22 protein-coding genes are annotated in these 15338 nt (G+C 43.3%); 5 read left to right on the forward strand and 17 right to left on the reverse strand.

Translation table 11 applies throughout. From position 1 onward, the window contains the following. Positions 1 to 74: 74 nt before the first annotated feature. Complete coding sequence (locus M4I42_RS01285; protein WP_268850548.1) at positions 75 to 1292, forward strand: nucleotidyltransferase; 1218 nt, start codon at positions 75 to 77, stop codon at positions 1290 to 1292. Here M4I42_RS01285 and M4I42_RS01290 read toward each other — a convergent pair. Together M4I42_RS01290 and M4I42_RS01295 are read right to left on the reverse strand one after the other, a co-directional pair. After that, a complete protein-coding gene (locus M4I42_RS01290; RefSeq protein ID WP_268850457.1) occupies positions 1271 to 2284 on the reverse strand; it encodes a SepM family pheromone-processing serine protease in 1014 nt (337 codons plus the stop codon). The genes M4I42_RS01285 and M4I42_RS01290 overlap by 22 nt on opposite strands. Beyond that, on the reverse strand, positions 2281 to 3069 hold the full coding sequence (locus M4I42_RS01295; protein WP_268850458.1) for a patatin-like phospholipase family protein: 789 nt from the start codon (positions 3067 to 3069) through the stop codon (positions 2281 to 2283). The genes M4I42_RS01290 and M4I42_RS01295 overlap by 4 nt, the downstream gene beginning before the upstream one ends. Before the next feature lie 131 nt (positions 3070 to 3200). Between M4I42_RS01295 and ylbJ the strand changes: the two genes are divergently transcribed. Then, the gene (ylbJ, locus tag M4I42_RS01300; RefSeq protein ID WP_268850459.1) at positions 3201 to 4427 is read left to right on the forward strand and encodes a sporulation integral membrane protein YlbJ; all 1227 of its coding nucleotides are present in this window, start codon (positions 3201 to 3203) and stop codon (positions 4425 to 4427) included. 180 nt (positions 4428 to 4607) lie between these two features. Here the strand turns inward: ylbJ and coaD are convergent, their stop codons facing one another. The 3 genes from coaD to M4I42_RS01315 form a co-directional block, all read right to left on the reverse strand. Next, a complete protein-coding gene (gene coaD / locus M4I42_RS01305; protein ID WP_268850460.1) occupies positions 4608 to 5102 on the reverse strand; it encodes a pantetheine-phosphate adenylyltransferase in 495 nt (164 codons plus the stop codon). Then, complete coding sequence (rsmD, locus tag M4I42_RS01310) at positions 5102 to 5671, reverse strand: 16S rRNA (guanine(966)-N(2))-methyltransferase RsmD (protein WP_268850549.1); 570 nt, start codon at positions 5669 to 5671, stop codon at positions 5102 to 5104. The genes coaD and rsmD overlap by 1 nt, the downstream gene beginning before the upstream one ends. Before the next feature lie 446 nt (positions 5672 to 6117). Then, complete coding sequence (locus M4I42_RS01315) at positions 6118 to 7512, reverse strand: hypothetical protein (RefSeq protein WP_268850461.1); 1395 nt, start codon at positions 7510 to 7512, stop codon at positions 6118 to 6120. Positions 7513 to 7654: 142 nt separating this feature from the next. Here M4I42_RS01315 and M4I42_RS01320 point away from each other — a divergent pair, with 142 nt between their 5' ends. Beyond that, entirely contained in the window at positions 7655 to 8044 is a 390-nt protein-coding gene (locus M4I42_RS01320) for a DUF7147 family protein (RefSeq protein WP_268850462.1), read from the forward strand. A gap of 32 nt (positions 8045 to 8076) precedes the next feature. Here the strand turns inward: M4I42_RS01320 and M4I42_RS01325 are convergent, their stop codons facing one another. The 5 genes from M4I42_RS01325 to M4I42_RS01345 all read right to left on the reverse strand — a co-directional run bounded on the left by M4I42_RS01325 (position 8077) and on the right by M4I42_RS01345 (position 9954). Next, complete coding sequence (locus tag M4I42_RS01325; protein WP_268850463.1) at positions 8077 to 8355, reverse strand: YlbG family protein; 279 nt, start codon at positions 8353 to 8355, stop codon at positions 8077 to 8079. Between the two features lie 24 nt (positions 8356 to 8379). Next, entirely contained in the window at positions 8380 to 8829 is a 450-nt protein-coding gene (locus M4I42_RS01330; protein ID WP_328284576.1) for a YlbF family regulator, read from the reverse strand. Between the two features lie 76 nt (positions 8830 to 8905). Then, complete coding sequence (locus M4I42_RS01335; protein WP_442864060.1) at positions 8906 to 9271, reverse strand: hypothetical protein; 366 nt, start codon at positions 9269 to 9271, stop codon at positions 8906 to 8908. Between the two features lie 60 nt (positions 9272 to 9331). After that, on the reverse strand, positions 9332 to 9565 hold the full coding sequence (locus M4I42_RS01340) for a YlbE-like family protein (protein WP_268850465.1): 234 nt from the start codon (positions 9563 to 9565) through the stop codon (positions 9332 to 9334). An 11-nt stretch (positions 9566 to 9576) separates the two neighbouring features. Further along, positions 9577 to 9954: a YlbD family protein gene (locus M4I42_RS01345; protein ID WP_268850466.1), complete on the reverse strand. Its 378-nt coding sequence runs from the start codon at positions 9952 to 9954 to the stop codon at positions 9577 to 9579. A 109-nt stretch (positions 9955 to 10063) separates the two neighbouring features. On the opposite strand from M4I42_RS01345, the gene M4I42_RS01350 reads away from it, so the two are divergent. Further along, a complete protein-coding gene (locus tag M4I42_RS01350) occupies positions 10064 to 10477 on the forward strand; it encodes a hypothetical protein (RefSeq protein ID WP_268850467.1) in 414 nt (137 codons plus the stop codon). Here M4I42_RS01350 and M4I42_RS01355 read toward each other — a convergent pair. The 3 genes from M4I42_RS01355 to safA form a co-directional block, all read right to left on the reverse strand. Continuing rightward, the gene (locus M4I42_RS01355) at positions 10398 to 11423 is read right to left on the reverse strand and encodes a CAP domain-containing protein (protein WP_442864059.1); all 1026 of its coding nucleotides are present in this window, start codon (positions 11421 to 11423) and stop codon (positions 10398 to 10400) included. The genes M4I42_RS01350 and M4I42_RS01355 overlap by 80 nt on opposite strands. 90 nt (positions 11424 to 11513) lie before the next feature. Next, entirely contained in the window at positions 11514 to 11939 is a 426-nt protein-coding gene (locus M4I42_RS01360; RefSeq protein ID WP_268850469.1) for a CBS domain-containing protein, read from the reverse strand. 20 nt (positions 11940 to 11959) lie between these two features. Continuing rightward, positions 11960 to 12586 carry a SafA/ExsA family spore coat assembly protein gene (safA, locus tag M4I42_RS01365; protein WP_268850470.1) on the reverse strand — a complete coding sequence of 209 codons (627 nt, stop codon included), beginning with the start codon at positions 12584 to 12586 and terminating at the stop codon, positions 11960 to 11962. 165 nt (positions 12587 to 12751) lie between these two features. On the opposite strand from safA, the gene M4I42_RS01370 reads away from it, so the two are divergent. Further along, on the forward strand, positions 12752 to 13111 hold the full coding sequence (locus tag M4I42_RS01370; protein WP_268850471.1) for a YugN family protein: 360 nt from the start codon (positions 12752 to 12754) through the stop codon (positions 13109 to 13111). A 7-nt stretch (positions 13112 to 13118) separates the two neighbouring features. On the opposite strand, the gene M4I42_RS01375 is transcribed toward M4I42_RS01370, so the two are convergent. The 4 genes from M4I42_RS01375 to ctaF all read right to left on the reverse strand — a co-directional run bounded on the left by M4I42_RS01375 (position 13119) and on the right by ctaF (position 15335). Then, a complete protein-coding gene (locus tag M4I42_RS01375) occupies positions 13119 to 13409 on the reverse strand; it encodes an Asp23/Gls24 family envelope stress response protein (RefSeq protein WP_268850472.1) in 291 nt (96 codons plus the stop codon). Positions 13410 to 13496: 87 nt separating this feature from the next. Then, positions 13497 to 13964, reverse strand: a complete 468-nt coding sequence (locus M4I42_RS01380) for a DUF420 domain-containing protein (RefSeq protein WP_268850473.1) — start codon at positions 13962 to 13964, stop codon at positions 13497 to 13499. A 25-nt stretch (positions 13965 to 13989) separates the two neighbouring features. After that, a complete protein-coding gene (gene ctaG, locus M4I42_RS01385) occupies positions 13990 to 14895 on the reverse strand; it encodes a cytochrome c oxidase assembly factor CtaG (protein ID WP_268850474.1) in 906 nt (301 codons plus the stop codon). 107 nt (positions 14896 to 15002) lie between these two features. After that, positions 15003 to 15335 (reverse strand): cytochrome c oxidase subunit IVB, encoded by a 333-nt coding sequence (ctaF, locus tag M4I42_RS01390; RefSeq protein WP_268850475.1) that lies wholly within the window; start codon positions 15333 to 15335, stop codon positions 15003 to 15005. Positions 15336 to 15338: the final 3 nt, after the last annotated feature.

Genomic DNA, 15338 nt, shown 5'->3' on the forward strand with positions numbered 1-15338 from the left:
TTTACAGTATAATGATTCTCAGCTTACATACAATTTACCATGTTTCCAACCAAAATACAAAATGGGGAGAAAAAATGAAAGCGGTCGGAATTGTCGTTGAATATAATCCGTTTCATAACGGACATTTGTATCATCTCGAACAAACGAAACAAAAAACAGGCGCCGATTGCATCATCGCTGTGATGAGCGGAAATTTTTTGCAGCGTGGCGAACCAGCGCTCGTCAACAAATGGGTGCGAACGATGATGGCGTTGTCCGCAGGAGTCGATATCGTCATTGAGCTTCCTTACCCTTTTGCCGTACAAGCAGCCGAGCGATTCGCAAGCGGTGCAGTCGCTTTGCTTGATGCGTTACATTGCAGCGAAATTTGCTTTGGAAGCGAACACGGCGAAATCGCACCGTTTATCGAAACCGTCCATGCTTTGCAAAATCGAAAACACGAATACGACATGTACGTTCGTCAAGCGCTAAAAAAGGGACTTAGTTATCCACAAGCATTAAGCGAAGCGTGGAAGCAGTTCGGGATCGCCGGCATTGATTTAACGAAGCCGAATAATATTCTCGGTTTTTCCTACGTGACAGCGATCTTTGAGCAAAAAAGCAATATCGTTCCGCAAACGATTCAGCGAATCGCTTCCGGATATCACGATGAAACGTTTGCCCATCCGTCGATCGCCAGCGCGACAAGCTTACGAAAAGCATTAGGCGGTTCGTCGGAACAACTTGAAAACATTTCGCCGTACATCCCTTCCTATACAGAGCAGGCGCTGAAGCAATACCATTTGACTTATGGCATATTTCATGAATGGGAACGCTACTTTCCCCTGTTGAAATATCGCCTTATGACAGCTGATACAAGCGAGTTGCGACGAATAGCAACTGTAGAGGAAGGACTAGAATACCGCCTAAAGGAAGTGATTGCCGAAGCGGAAAGCTTTTCGCAATTCCTTCAGTCTGTTAAAACGAAACGATATACGTGGACACGATTGCAGCGAACGTGCGCCCATATTTTAACCAATTTTACGAAAGAACAAGCAGACGTCATCCAAAAGCCGACGTATATTCGCTTGCTCGGCATGAGTGACAATGGACGCCGCTATTTACAAACAGTAAAAAAGACGCTTTCGCTGCCGTTAGTCACAAACATTTCGCGTTTGCACGATGATTATGTATATGCACAAGAAAAAAAAGCGGTCGCCGCCTATACCGCTATTTTCCCTGAACCGCTCCGCACGAAAGCAACGAAAGAAGAATATGCGACGACGCCGCTTTATTGGAGAGTTTGTAAATAGCGGAGCGCATCAGCGAACGTATCTACCGGAACAATTTTCATTTTTGTTCCGATTTTTTTTGCGGTTTTCACCGCTTCACGATAGTTGGAGTTTTTCGCTCCTTTTTCGTTCGGCGCAAAGAAAATGTCTGCACCTGCTTCGTCAGCGGCCACGACTTTTTGCGAAATTCCGCCAATCGGCCCGACTTCTCCGCTCATGCTGATCGTTCCTGTTCCCGCAATTTTATGGCCTTTTGTAATATCTTCTTCGACTAATTGGTTATAAATTTCCAGAGAAAACATCAGCCCGGCAGAAGGACCTCCTATTTTTTCCGAGTCAATCTGCACGGGTGGCTGTGTTACCACGTCATAGTCGGTCATTGGCGAAAGACCTAGCCCAACTTGCTTTGACGCTTGCGGAAACGGTGCAAGCGCAAGCGTCGCCGTCTGCTCTTTTCCGTCCCGCTTCCATGTAATCGTGACACGGTCGCCTTTTTTCTTTTGTCGGACGTATTCGATCAACTGTTTGGAAGTGCTGACCGGTTTTCCATCGATGCGAACAATGCGATCCCCCACTTGCAAAACGTGATCTGCCGGCATGCCAGGGACAATACTCATGACATATACACCGCGCGGCTGATAAGTAACGGGTTTATGGGCGTGTTGATACGCCACCACAATGGCCGCTTCTTTTGATTCTTCCATGAGTTGCAACTGACGAAGCGTATATTCCTCGTCTGTCTCTCCCTCTTGCTTAATCGCCTTCAGTGGGTAAAGCTCGTAGTACGGACGGATATGGGCGAGCAAATAAGCAGCAATATTGGCCCGCCCCATCCTTACCGTTGTCAACATAAGCCTCCCCTTGTCTCTATCACCATTTTCGACATGAACGAGTGGCTCTAGCGCTTGTGCTGCCCCCGGCATCGTTACATAATACGGAAGTTGGACAAAAACAACAAGCAGGCTAATAACAACCCCAAGCAAAAACGTGATAATATACGTTCTTTTTTTCATAAATGGTGTGACTCCTTCCATTTTTGAATGGCGTAATGAATGGTGCTCATTTGTTTTCGCGCTTCTTCTTCCCCTATCTTAATAATTTCTTCCGTATGTGTAAACGCACGCGAGCTGTACTGTTCCACATGCGGGCGAATCATCACATCCGAAGCGTATTCACGATGGCGGACGAGCTCATCCTGTAAAATATCAATGCTTTGCAAAATGACATCAAAAATCGACGTAATGTTTCCGTCGGCTTTTACATGCGAAACATCGACGCCAATGACGAGATCCGCACCCATCTCCCGCGCCACTGAAACAGGGATGCGGTCAATTACCCCACCATCCACGAGCATCCGACCGTTAACGACTTCTGGAACGAAAATGCCTGGAATCGAAATGCTCGCCCTTACAGCTGTAGCAATATCGCCATTTCGAAAAACGACTTTTTCCCCTTTTTGAATATCGGTCGCCACAATCGCAATCGGAATGGCCAGCTCTTCTATTTGTTTCCCTTTTGTTACTAAACGAATAAATTCTTTAATTCGTTTGCCGGCGACTAGCCCCATTTTCGGAATGGTGAGATCGATAAAATCATTTCTCCGAAACGCTTTTGCTAATTTGTAAAGGCGATCGATTCCTAATCCACTTGCATACAACGCTGCAACGAGAGCGCCCATGCTACTTCCCGCTATATAATCAATCGGAACCCCTTCTTCTTCCAACACTTTGATTACCCCTAAATGGGCAAAACCTCTTGCTCCTCCAGATCCTAGCGCTAATCCAATTTTCGGCTTCATCCGCTTCCCTCCCTTTCAATCTGATGGTCTAAAATCGCTGGTTATACTCGTATATTAAACTATATGAGGTTGTACACCGACGAAGAAAAGAAAGGGGAGAAAAAATGTCGCAGTCAGGGGGCAAAACTAATATGAGGGCCAAGCTCCACACCATTCTTTTAGCAATATGTGTCACCGTCCTTGCCTTTTCGCTTATTCGCTATCCGCAACAGTCGTTAGAAGCGTCGATTCGCGGTTTAAATATGTGGTGGGAAGTCGTTTTCCCGTCACTATTGCCTTTTTTTATCGTTTCCGAGCTATTAATCGGCTTTGGGGTCGTTCATTTACTTGGCGTATTATTAGAACCGTTCATGCGACCACTTTTTAACGTTCCTGGCGTCGGTGGGTTCGTTTGGGCGATGGGCATGGCTTCCGGTTACCCATCAGGAGCGAAACTAACTGCCCGCCTGTATCAGGAAAAGCAACTTTCGTTAATTGAAGCAGAACGACTTTCCTCTTTCACTAATTCATCGAATCCTTTATTTATTTTTGGGGCGGTATCTGTCGGCTTTTTTCATAACCCGCACCTCGGGATTATTTTTGCTCTGTCACATTATATCGGTAATGTGCTAGTCGGTCTGATCATGCGTTTTTACGGAAAAAGCAAGGAACAGCGAATCCCGCGAGCAAAACCTTACTCTTTTTCCGTCCGTTCCGCCTTTCGCACATTACATGAAGCGCGGCTAAAAAATAAACAGCCGCTCGGAAAATTGCTCGGAGAAGCTGTCCGTTCGTCTGTTCAGACGCTATTGATGATCGGTGGATTCATTATTCTTTTTTCCGTCATCAATAAACTGCTATATATGATTCATGCCACCGAACATATCGCCCGGCTGTTCCAATATGCGTTTCACTTGTTTCAACTCCCGAAAGAGTTAAGCATTCCGTTCATTTCCGGAATTTTTGAGATCACGCTTGGTAGCCAAATGATCAGCCAAGTCGATCAGGCAAGCCTATTGGAAAAAGCGATCGTCACTAGCTTCATTCTCTCGTTCGGCGGCTTTTCGGTGCAAGCACAAGTCGCAAGCATTCTTTCCGAAGCAAACATTCGTTTTCAACCTTTTTTTGTGGCGCGTATTTTTCACGGCGTGTTTGCTGCATTTTTTACATACGTTTTATGGACACCGCTTTATGTGCGCTCGCATCCAGTGGACGAAACAAAAGGAGCTGTTCCAGTCTTTTTAGCCAAACAAGCCCCTTTATGGCTTCATGAATGTTGGCGATTTTTAACGGAATACGGTCCGCTGGTGACGTTGCTATCGCTATGTATGTATGTGTTGCTCTTACTTAACAAAGAGGCTGACTGGAAAAAACAATAACTCTTTCCAGTCAGCTTTTCTTTATACGATAGGAAATTTTTCTGAATCGATGTCTAGCTGCGAACTAACATCCTCCTCCGCTCCGCTTTCTCTGTTCGATGTGTACGCACGTCTTCATCGAAAGCTTTTGTTTCCGTCGGATGTTTCCCTGGCTGCGCCAAGGACCGTTCTTCGCTTTTCTTATGGTTCGATTAAAGGTGCAAATTTTTTACGGAGCGCCTCTTCGACAACAGGCGGCACGAGATCGGAAATGTTTCCGTTATATTTGGCGACTTCTTTGACAATGCTCGAGCTTAAAAAGGCATACTGGCTATTTGTCATCATAAAAAACGTTTCGATATTTTCATCCAACACACGGTTCATTGATGTAATTTGCATTTCGTATTCAAAATCAGATACGGCCCGCAAACCCCTTAAAATGGTAGTAGCGTTTTTACTGCGAGCATAGTCGACTAAAAGACCGTTAAACGATTCAACGGTTACGTTTGGAAACGGTTTAACTACTTCTTTTAATAACTCCATTCTTTCTTCGACGGAAAACAGCGGTTTTTTCGAAGAATTTTTTAAAACCGCCACATATACTCGATCAAATATTTTCGCCCCACGGCGGATAATATCTAGATGTCCATATGTGACCGGGTCAAAGCTTCCCGGACAAACCGCAATACTCGCCATTAAATCGATTCCCCTTTCTCAGCACAGGCGTAAATAGAAACAGCTGTAATGCCGTAAACCTCATGTTTGATTTTCGTTAATTTCCTGATTTGTGCAGGTAGCTCGACGTCATGCGAATGTTCCGCCACAACATAGCCCGTTCGTTCGAGGAGACCATGCTCGTCAATGAACGAAATAAGCGCTTGTAGCTTTTGTTTTTTATAAGGCGGATCAAGAAAAATAAGATGGAACCGAAGCTGGCGCTTAACGATTGCTTTCAAGGCGCGCTCCGCATCATTTCGGTAAATTTCCGCTCGTTCTGTTAGTCCGCATGTTTCGATATTTTTTCGGATCGTTTGCACCGCTTTCATGTCATGATCGACAAAAATCGCGCGCTCCATCCCGCGGCTTAATGCTTCAATACCAAGACCGCCGCTTCCCCCAAATAGATCAAGCACGATTCCTCCTGAAAAATAAGGACCAATCATATTAAAAATCGCTTCTTTCACTTTATCCGTCGTTGGCCTTGTCGACATTCCCGGAACCGCTTGCAACGGTCTTCCTTTGCAACTTCCTGAAATGACTCTCATCATCTTTCACCACGTTTTCAAACGATTTGCCATCCTTATCCTATCATAAACTTTTGAATAATACCACTTTGTCATTTTTTTGCAAGTGGATGTATACAAATCGCTTCGTTGGTCATAATGAGTAATGACAACGTCCGTATGGATGTTGTTGCCAACCGCGGAGAAGACTTACGTTCCCCATAAGTTCTTCCTCCGGTTTCTCCTCTCCCTTTTCCTTTGGCTTATGCGTTCCTTTTTGATGCGCGGGAACAAATAAGCATCAAAGGTCCCTGCAGAAATCTGCAGGGATTTTTTTTCGATAGGAAAGTATAAATTTTTCCAAATTGTTGTCTAGCTTCGGCTCCTAGCCCTCTTGTGCCAAACAACCTTCCTCCGTCGAAGCAAAAAGCGCTTCTCGTCAGAAGAGCGTTTGGCTTCGAGAGCTGGGCAGTTGCCTCCTCTTTTCTTTATGGAGCCGCTTTGACGTAAATATCTCGTTCAGTCGTCCATACTTGGACAGGAAACCAATGCTGAATCATATCTGGACTCATGTAAAGAGCGCCATTTATGTCGTAAATAATAATCGCAGGAGCACCAAACCGATCATTTCCCTTCATATAGATGGAAGAGTTGACGAAAAAGCGCCAACGGTTATTGTCCTTTTCAATAAATACCGCATCTCCTGAGCGTCTTACATGATAGCCTAATTGGCTCATCACTTCCGGAAACGGCAGAAGCATCGTTTCATTTTGCAACACCGCTTTTGCGCCTTTCAGCGGGACATCGTTCACATAGACATAACCTTCATTCGTAAAAACAAGCGATAGCGAACGTCCGTTTTTTAGCCAATCTGTAAAATATGTAGTCGCTCCGGTGCGAGAAGCCGATAAAGCTTGGTCAAGCATAGATGGCGTCAACACTTCTCCACGATGCTTTAAAACAGAGGCAAAAAACGTTTTTTGTTCGTCTTTCGTCAACTTTTGTTGTATTTGTTGCCATACGGCTTGCGCTTGCGGAGTAATCGGCTGCTTTTGCAACATAAATGCCGTCAACAAATCTGCTACCAAGCTATTCATTTCACCGCTCGGTAAAAAATACGCCGCGTAATAAGCGCGCATATACGCCTCTTGAATCGATGAAAGCGAAGCTGCTTCTGGCACAACCGCTAACGTTGGCGACAAATACCGATCACCCCACGGTGACCAGACAAGCGTAAAAGAAGGAACGTCCGCCCATTTTGTCACTTTTTCCTTCATTTTCTTTTCCCTATATATTTCTACATTTCCGTATGCTTTTCGTAGTAGCTCTGCCGGCTGAAAATAGAGGGGAAACGAAGTGACTTGCTTCTGTGACCATGAATAAAGAATGAACGCTTCTTTTTTCATTCTTCCATCAAGCGGCGCACCAGCCAGCCACATTCCGTTTTTTACGTAGTCTGTAAGCTGAACGTAAAATTGTTGTAATTGCTTAGAAAAAATCACAACCGACCAGCGTTCAAGCCAAATCGTTTTTGACGATGGCAACGAAATCACATAATGAAAAACGAGCTGATTATTCCCATTCATTTGCACGGACGACTTCCCGTTTCGGTCATATGCAAGCGGCTTTTGTTTGCTGCCAACCGTATATACGATTTGTTTCACGCCATTTGGTACGCGAATTTCATACGATGAAGCTGTGAGTCCTGTGACAGTTTGTGTAATTTCTAGTTTATTTTTTGATCGTTGGATATCAATTACATGAACTACCGGCGTACCATTCGCTTGATTGTTCTCCTGTTGGTAATCCTGCCATTGCATATACATCGCGCCGCCGCTAATGCCTAAAAATAGCACAATCATCAAAATAGCCGTCCGCATCATGATGCAATCCCTCACTCAATTCGTTTCTTATCAATAAAGATACCAAAAAATAATCATCGTTTGTATAAAAACGTCGAATTTTGTTTATCTTTTCCCAAAACAATGATAAAGTAGTGAGAGAAGCAGGAAAGGAGAGGGGTACATGATCCAACGGTTTATCGAGTTAGGAGAAGGATATTCGGATATTTACGAATTAATTGAATTGGCAAAGGCAAACCGCCATCGCTTATCTGGACTATTCGCTCTCCATACAGTCAAAAACGGGCAAGCGGTCACTTCTTGTGCCGTTGTTCTTCACCCTACAGATCCCGGGGATTTTCAGCCTTTATATATTTGCCGTGAAGGCATTCCAAACCCTTACGTCAAACCGAACAAGCGCTTTGAACTATTTGCACAATTGGCAAACGAACTAGGGATGGAAATTATTCATATGGAAGTGAAACCATCGACATTTTTCGCTGAAATCGATTTATATTACCAACATTTAATCGGCATTATGCGCATGAACCGCTTTATCCCGCCATTGCAATAAAAATAAGGCTGACTTTGCTCCGAAAGTCAGCCTTATTCCATAGAATAGCCTAAATATTTCTGTTCTTTTTCTTTCTCGCCTTTCGATTCAAAATCCATTTTTAAAAACGGACGATACGAAGGTTCTACTTTTTTTACAAACGGCAATGAGGCAATTTTTCGCATCAAATTATCGACCTCATCCATATTGCAATAAAGCACGACGTACTTCAAACGTTTCGACACATAATGAATGTTACCGAATTTGCGCAAATGTTTGCTATGCTTTAATGAATATAACCAAACAATCATTCCTTGACGTCTCGGAAACATACCTTTCTTTCCCCTTTTACCAAATTACGTTCGACACCCACAGCTTCCCCCTGTACCACATCCTCCGGAGCAACCGGACAACGACGCAAAATACGGATTTCCTGTCGGCACTTTTACTTGCTCGGATACCGCTTTGCCGATCAATACACTAATTTCATCTAACAGCCGTTGCATTTCTTTTTCCGCTTTTTTAAACGCCGCTATCGTTTCGTGAAAATCAAGCTGCCGTTTAATTTCACGCGTTTCTTTCATAATCGTATGATAATCTGGATGATATTTACCAAAACGCTGCACTTCCTCATAGCGCTCTTTCGCCTTTGTAAACTGCGCGATTAATTTTTGAGCGGTATCATCACGTTTCAACTTCTTCCAGCAATGTCGGTAATGCTCCGCCACTTCCGACTCTCCAATCATTTTCCCTAACAACTCGGCTTTATTTAAAATCTCGAGCCGTTCGAGCGTGGCAACAATCACGGCATGCACCTCCATTTTCATCATATCATGACAACCGTATAGAAGAAAAGAAGTCTGGCTTAAACGCCAGACTTTCTTACGGAATATTGACTTCAAACTCATGCGCTACGCCATACTTCGTTGAATCGTTATGAACGAGTTCAAGACGCACTATATGCTTCCCTGACGGCAATCCTCTAACAACAAAAGCAGCCGTAAATACTTCATTTACTTTTTGACCATTTACATAAACGTCAATATGTCCTTCCCCTTCTTTTTTATCGTGTACGCCCTTTTTAAAAGAAAAGTGGTCGACAACGCATTCAACAAATATATCTTTTCCACGTACCTCGTGCTTTACGTGCAGCGTTTGAGCAACAGGCGCGGCAACAACGGGGACTGGTGGAGATGTTTTCCCGTTTGTCCACGCTGCCAATAGCCATAACAAAAAGACGCTAACCATTATTTTTTTTCCCAAAAGACATCACTCCCTTATGGAGTAGTCTTTACCGTTTCAAAAAAATTAATCGCGCATCGTTCGGAACATATGAAGCATGAGAGATGCCATTTCTAATGAATTGGCGATTTTTTCTACTTTGTGCGGAATCGTTTGTTCGTAATAATGAAGCGCCGCTCTTTCAAATTCATGAAGTTTATGCGGTTCGCGGGCAAGTGTGCGATACCATCGCGGTTGTTCACGGATAAATTTTTGCAACATTTTTTTCGATCGGATGTAGTGAATCACTTCTTTTCTCATGAAACTGACCTCTAATCTTTCCGAAAGGAAAACGGATGATGTTCTCGCTGAACAGGGGGCGATTGCTTCATTCCTTGAAGCTGTTCAATGACATTTTGAATCGCTGTAATCGCTTCTTGAACGCTCGCAATGTGTTGTTGCATTTCATTCGGATCCATGTTTTTAAGCGCTGATAAAATTTTTGCTATCAACGGAGGGCTGTCCGTTGCTTGCTTTTCTTTCTCTTCTTTATATTCGTTCCATATTTCATCTTCTTCTCCAAATAAATACCAATCTTCATAAAATTGTTTCCATGTTTTCTTTCCTTTGCGCACTTCTTGAATGATTTTCGGATGCTTTTTCACAAATTGTTTAAACTGCTCTACAGAAGGATGTAGATGCTTTTCCATACTCCTCCTCTACCTCCCCTTTGTTCATCTACCATATACTATCGAACAAACGGATATGGCGTGCGCCCATTTTTTTGATACAATGAATGAGGAAAAGGAGGAATAAACGTTGGTTACTGCCATTGCCATTCCTTTATTATTTCTTTACTTTTATTATGTGACGCGGAAAGAGCGAAAACGATTTTATCACGAATGGCTACAAGTCGGAAACGTTGCCGCAGAATCGGTTATCAAAGGAACGATCGTCGCCGTCCAAGAAAAAACAGAACGATATTACGGCCATTATCTCATCTCAGTGATCGACTTATGGCTCGAGCATGGAAAGGAAAAAATCATCGCACGCATTCAATTTCCGTTGACGGAATCACTGCAAAAACCAACTTTTCAAATCGGCGATACCATCATTTGCTATGGCCAGTGGCGCAATCAGTTGTTTCTGTTCGCTACTTATCAGACAACTTCCACGGCTTCAAAAAATCTTGCGTATAATATAGATCAGCGACACCTACACCAAGGTGAGTAAACTGTGGGTTTAACAATGTGTCGCGATGTCTTTTACTATTTAGCCATCCTTCTACTGCAGCAATGCCGTCGACGTATTGTGCCGCAATGTTTTCGCCAGCTAATTGAAACGGAATGCGAGCGGATAGCAACCGCGCTTTTAAGTCCCCATGTTCCGGTGATACATGGGAAAAATAATGGCGATCGCTCATCTCTTTACTATGAGCATATGCTACTTCGGCCGCCTTTTCGTGCCAATGGAGCACCGGAACATGATATCGCTTGCGAATAACGTTTGTAATATCGAAAATTTGCCGTGCATTCGCCTGCTCGACTTGCTTTTGTTGCTCGAGCGATAGCGGCTGTGCAGAGAGCAACGCACCGCGGTACATCAATTCATACGGGCGTATCTTCACGAGCGTCTCACCGTTCATCAGTCGAATTCCAGCAATTGTCCCGGTAAAATGATCGATATAAAGCTGCACGTATAAATCATCCATCTTGACAATCGGCTGCATAGAAGTATCTTGTTCGGACAGTTCAAACCGATACGTCCCAGTAGGCAGCGTTACTTCAATCGTTGAAGATAACGAGATAAGATTATACACTTCTTGAAGTGGCTGGCCGATGCGAAATGGAGTGACATCGACTTGTTCTCCGCCAATAAACGCAGTAACCGATCGGCCATTGAACATACCGATTTGTAAATACATGGTTGGATTTTCGTTATAAATCCACCATTTATAGTCATAACTAGAAGCATCGACGCGTGTCGGCTGTCCGAACCGCTTTTTTATTTCTTCTTCCGTTTTTCCGATCAATGACTTAACTCCCGTTGTTACAGGGGTCGTTGTTTTAGCATGATCCTGCTCATTTAATAGCTGTGGAGGGCTTGACGTGGGAAGTTGGTTAGGAAAAAAATAAAGCAAGCTTATTAATAAGAGAAAAAATAGAAAAAACCATTTCACTAGGCAACCCCACTTTCACGAAATCTCTTATTGTTATTATATCTTGTTTCGTCCATAAAAAAAACGAACCCCCTAAAGGGGATTGCGTTTTTAATGAAGAAAATGTTGTTCTGAAATGGCGCTCAACGCGCGGCCGGCGCTTTCGTCGGAGTAACGATATGTAGCTAAATCCCCGAGCGACACGATGCCGACAAGGCGGCCATTTTCCACAACCGGCAGACGGCGAATTTGATGCTCAGCCATTCGCTGCGCTGCTTCTTGTACCGATGTATTTGGTGATACGGTGATCACGTCTTTTGTCATCACTTCCGTCACTTGACTAGAACCAGGCCGTTTTTCCGCAATTCCACGAACGACTAAATCGCGGTCGGTAATCATTCCGATCAATCGTCCGTCTTCGACCACCGGAATCGCCCCGACATTTAAATCGCGCATTTTGACCGCTGCTTCAAACACATTATCAAGCGGTGTGCAATAATCAACATCGGTTGTCATCACTTCTCGTACTGTTTTCATAGGATGGCTCCTTTCATCTATTATTTTCCGATAAACATTTGTGTCCAATAATGGCCATATGAACCGCCTTTCGCATATCCAACACCAATGTGAGTAAACGACTTATTTAAGATATTCGCCCGATGTCCAGGGCTGTTCATCCAATCATTGACCACTTCTTGTGGTGTCTGCTGGCCAGCGGCAATATTTTCTCCTGCGGTACGGTAGCTAATGCCGAAATTTTTGATCATTGTAAATGGAGAACCGTACGTTGGCGATTGATGGGAAAAATAGTTTTTATCGCGCATATCCGCTGATTTATACCGAGCAACACGTGCTAGTTGCCAATCCAATTGCAACGGTGGTAATCCGTATTTAGCACGCTGTTGATTCGTCAGACGAACAACTTCGTTTTCGATTGCTTTCACATTATCTAGCACTGGAACATACACTTTTTGTCCCGGATAAATTAAATGCGGGTTCGTAAATTGCGGATTCGCCGCAATAATTTCAGACAGCCCTACTTGGTAACGAACCGCGATTTTCCATAGGCTATCTCCCGGCTGAACAACATACGTCGTCGTACCTTGTCCATACGTATGATGCGGAACGCTTACAACGAGCAAAACCGCACTCAACCATATGGGCAATAAACATTTCTTCACCATTCCCTCCTCCTTTCGCCTTTTAGTTTCACCAAAATCGCAAAAAAATGACGAAGGTTGTAAAATTTTTTTCTCATTCTCCGCTCAAATACGAAGTATTGATTGAAAGTTGAACACTTTAATAATATTATTAATAAAGGAGCGTTTTTTATTAGGAGGGAATACGAAATGAAATTTGAAAACACGGGCATTGAAAATCAAACGGCAGAATTGTCCCGCCTAGATGAATTAATGACAAGCTTAGGATTCGTACGTGCAGGGCAATGGGATTATGAACGGGTTACATACGATCGGAAATTTGAAGTGAAAGGCGACGTATACTATCTTCGTGTGCAAGGTTACGCGATTGAAGGAGAAGTAGACACACGCTACGCCGTCATTAAACTGCTCACACCGCTGCTTGGAAAACACTACTATCCACACGGTGTCGAGTATGGAGAAGGGGAAAATTTCCCATCTTCATTAGTCAGCCAATGCCAAAGCATTTTAGCGCAAGTAAAAGAAGGATTAGCGAAAATCAACGCATGAGGCTCCCTCATGCGTTGTTTTTTTCGAAAACGATCTTTTTTACAATCAAATGAACTTGTTTGACTGCGAACGGGGTCATCATGCTAATTTCATTCACGATTTCTTCTTGGATGTTTTTGCATACAGAAACCACTTTTGCTCCAAACTTCATCACAACGGCAATCGTAATCGTACAACGGTCATGTTCGTCAAACTGCACATCGACATTCGATTCTTCCGCCACAATTTCTGCTCGTTCCTTTAAACACATCATCACGACCGTTACGACTGTTACGTACGCTGCACTTGACCGCCACAATTTCTCGCCTCCCGTACAAGAGCCATATTTATATATATTCTTCCGTCGTTTTTACGATACGAAAAAACCCGACAAAAACGTCGGGTGTTAAAAGCCTAAAATCGCTTTGATCATTGATGTTGTTTCGCCACCACGATAAAACACATAAAGCAACAAATAAACGACAACGCCGGTCATAGCCGTAAAAAACCAAATGACACTCGTGATCGGTCCAAGCTTTTTATGTTTGACCAAATTGTTTTGGAAAGCAGTTAACAGCGTGACGACCCCAAACACTGCTCCGACCGTTGCTAAAACGATGTGAAATATTAAGAAAATCGTATAGTATACTTTCACATTGTCAGGACCGCCAAAGCTTGTATTCCCGATGAATACCGTTCGCGATAAGTAAATTAAAAAGAACAGCAGCGCAAAAGCGGCCGCCCATAGCATCACTTTTTTATGGGCTTCTATTTTTCGCTTTCGAATGAGCGACCAGCCGTACGCTACAAGCGCGGCGCTAATAACAATGCAGCTTGTACTAATCGTTGGTAAAATCGGCAATGAATATTCCATACCTTCGTCCTCGCTTTATTTATAATTATGATTCGGAAGGATGCGGTGATGCAATCGTTTCTAACCGCTCCTTTTCTCTCTCTTTTTGATACCATTCAATGAAAATAAAGAACAACATCGTTCCATACACAATTTCTTGAATAATTTTCATTAACACGCCACCGAGTTGTTGATCATGAAGGAGCGACATCGATAAAAACATTTCCGGTCCCGTTAAATGCAAAGAAGCTAACGTCCCTTTTGGCACGCATAGCTGAAGGGCGTTTAACCACGCTTGTGGATCAGAAAATGTTTTATACAGAGGCGCATCCGCAAAAATAATAAGGGTACATGCAGGGGTTAGCAACACGCCGTTAGCAAAAATATATCCAACTTTTTTAATACCTGAAAGCGTTTGCCACTCCGGCAGTTTGTTGACGACCGGCCACCACATAAACCAGGCGGCAATGAAAATAATAGTCGTAACGACCGCATGATAAATCATATTCGTTTTAATGACGTCAAAAATAAACGGGACATGGTAAAACGAAAACAACCCGTTAAATAGCAAAAGAGAAATAAGCGGCTTTGTAAACAACGAAAACAACTGCTTAATCGCTCGAATGCGAAACAGCTTTTCATACATCCAATTCGGAATTCCTAAAATGAAACATTGCGGAATAATTAAATATAAAATCGCCATTTGCGTCATATGCACGCTAAACATTAAATGACCAAGCAAATCAATCGGCGATCCTTTGATCACATAAAGCAAGAAAAGCCCTACGAAAAAATATGCTTTTTGTTTCGTCGGCGGTGGCCCTTCTGTCGTAAATTTCTCGCGCCACGGCCCGACCGCCAATAAATAAAACAGTGCGACGAGCAATAACGTTCCTAGAAAAAACGGGCTCCATAACGCCATAAAACCAAACATTTGTAATGATGTAAGCATGTTTTCACCTCTCTTCTTCATTATACTATACACCGAGCGTTTGTCCATTAGAGAACATCCATGATGCGAAAAAGGAAATCAGCATACGCCGATTTCCTTTCGTCCAATTACCACCAAACAACGGTCATAAACGCCCAAACCGTTAAAAACGCAACAAGCACACCACCATAAAGAAAGAGCGACGGAAGTTCATGACCTTTATGGCTCATATGCATAAAGTAATACAATTGGAACGCAACTTGCACAACGGCAAGAAGCAAAATGAACGGAACAGAAAACCAATGTGAAAACTGGTCATAACCGACCGCAAAGAAAGCGACGAGCGTCAACGCAATCATTAACACAAACGAAATCACTTGATGTTTCATTTCTTCCGCATTTTTTTTGCGGCGGTACGCTAAATCAACATTCGGGTTTCCTGTATTCGTCTGATTCGCCATACG

The sequence above is a fragment of the Anoxybacillus sp. J5B_2022 genome, assembly GCF_026847645.1.
Classification (GTDB): Bacteria; Bacillota; Bacilli; order Bacillales; family Anoxybacillaceae; genus Anoxybacteroides.

Bases quoted from the DNA above. Each gene is read 5' to 3' on its own strand.
- M4I42_RS01285 (WP_268850548.1), top strand. From the start codon at position 75: ATGAAAGCGGTCGGAATTGTCGTTGAATATAATCCGTTTCATAACGGA.
- M4I42_RS01290 (WP_268850457.1), bottom strand. From the start codon at position 2,284: ATGAAAAAAAGAACGTATATTATCACGTTTTTGCTTGGGGTTGTTATT.
- M4I42_RS01295 (WP_268850458.1), bottom strand. From the start codon at position 3,069: ATGAAGCCGAAAATTGGATTAGCGCTAGGATCTGGAGGAGCAAGAGGT.
- ylbJ (WP_268850459.1), top strand. From the start codon at position 3,201: ATGAGGGCCAAGCTCCACACCATTCTTTTAGCAATATGTGTCACCGTC.
- coaD (WP_268850460.1), bottom strand. From the start codon at position 5,102: ATGGCGAGTATTGCGGTTTGTCCGGGAAGCTTTGACCCGGTCACATAT.
- rsmD (WP_268850549.1), bottom strand. From the start codon at position 5,671: ATGAGAGTCATTTCAGGAAGTTGCAAAGGAAGACCGTTGCAAGCGGTT.
- M4I42_RS01315 (WP_268850461.1), bottom strand. From the start codon at position 7,512: ATGATGCGGACGGCTATTTTGATGATTGTGCTATTTTTAGGCATTAGC.
- M4I42_RS01320 (WP_268850462.1), top strand. From the start codon at position 7,655: ATGATCCAACGGTTTATCGAGTTAGGAGAAGGATATTCGGATATTTAC.
- M4I42_RS01325 (WP_268850463.1), bottom strand. From the start codon at position 8,355: ATGTTTCCGAGACGTCAAGGAATGATTGTTTGGTTATATTCATTAAAG.
- M4I42_RS01335 (WP_442864060.1), bottom strand. From the start codon at position 9,271: ATGGTTAGCGTCTTTTTGTTATGGCTATTGGCAGCGTGGACAAACGGG.
- M4I42_RS01340 (WP_268850465.1), bottom strand. From the start codon at position 9,565: ATGAGAAAAGAAGTGATTCACTACATCCGATCGAAAAAAATGTTGCAA.
- M4I42_RS01345 (WP_268850466.1), bottom strand. From the start codon at position 9,954: ATGGAAAAGCATCTACATCCTTCTGTAGAGCAGTTTAAACAATTTGTG.
- M4I42_RS01360 (WP_268850469.1), bottom strand. From the start codon at position 11,939: ATGAAAACAGTACGAGAAGTGATGACAACCGATGTTGATTATTGCACA.
- safA (WP_268850470.1), bottom strand. From the start codon at position 12,586: ATGGTGAAGAAATGTTTATTGCCCATATGGTTGAGTGCGGTTTTGCTC.
- M4I42_RS01370 (WP_268850471.1), top strand. From the start codon at position 12,752: ATGAAATTTGAAAACACGGGCATTGAAAATCAAACGGCAGAATTGTCC.
- M4I42_RS01380 (WP_268850473.1), bottom strand. From the start codon at position 13,964: ATGGAATATTCATTGCCGATTTTACCAACGATTAGTACAAGCTGCATT.
- ctaG (WP_268850474.1), bottom strand. From the start codon at position 14,895: ATGCTTACATCATTACAAATGTTTGGTTTTATGGCGTTATGGAGCCCG.
- ctaF (WP_268850475.1), bottom strand. From the start codon at position 15,335: ATGGCGAATCAGACGAATACAGGAAACCCGAATGTTGATTTAGCGTAC.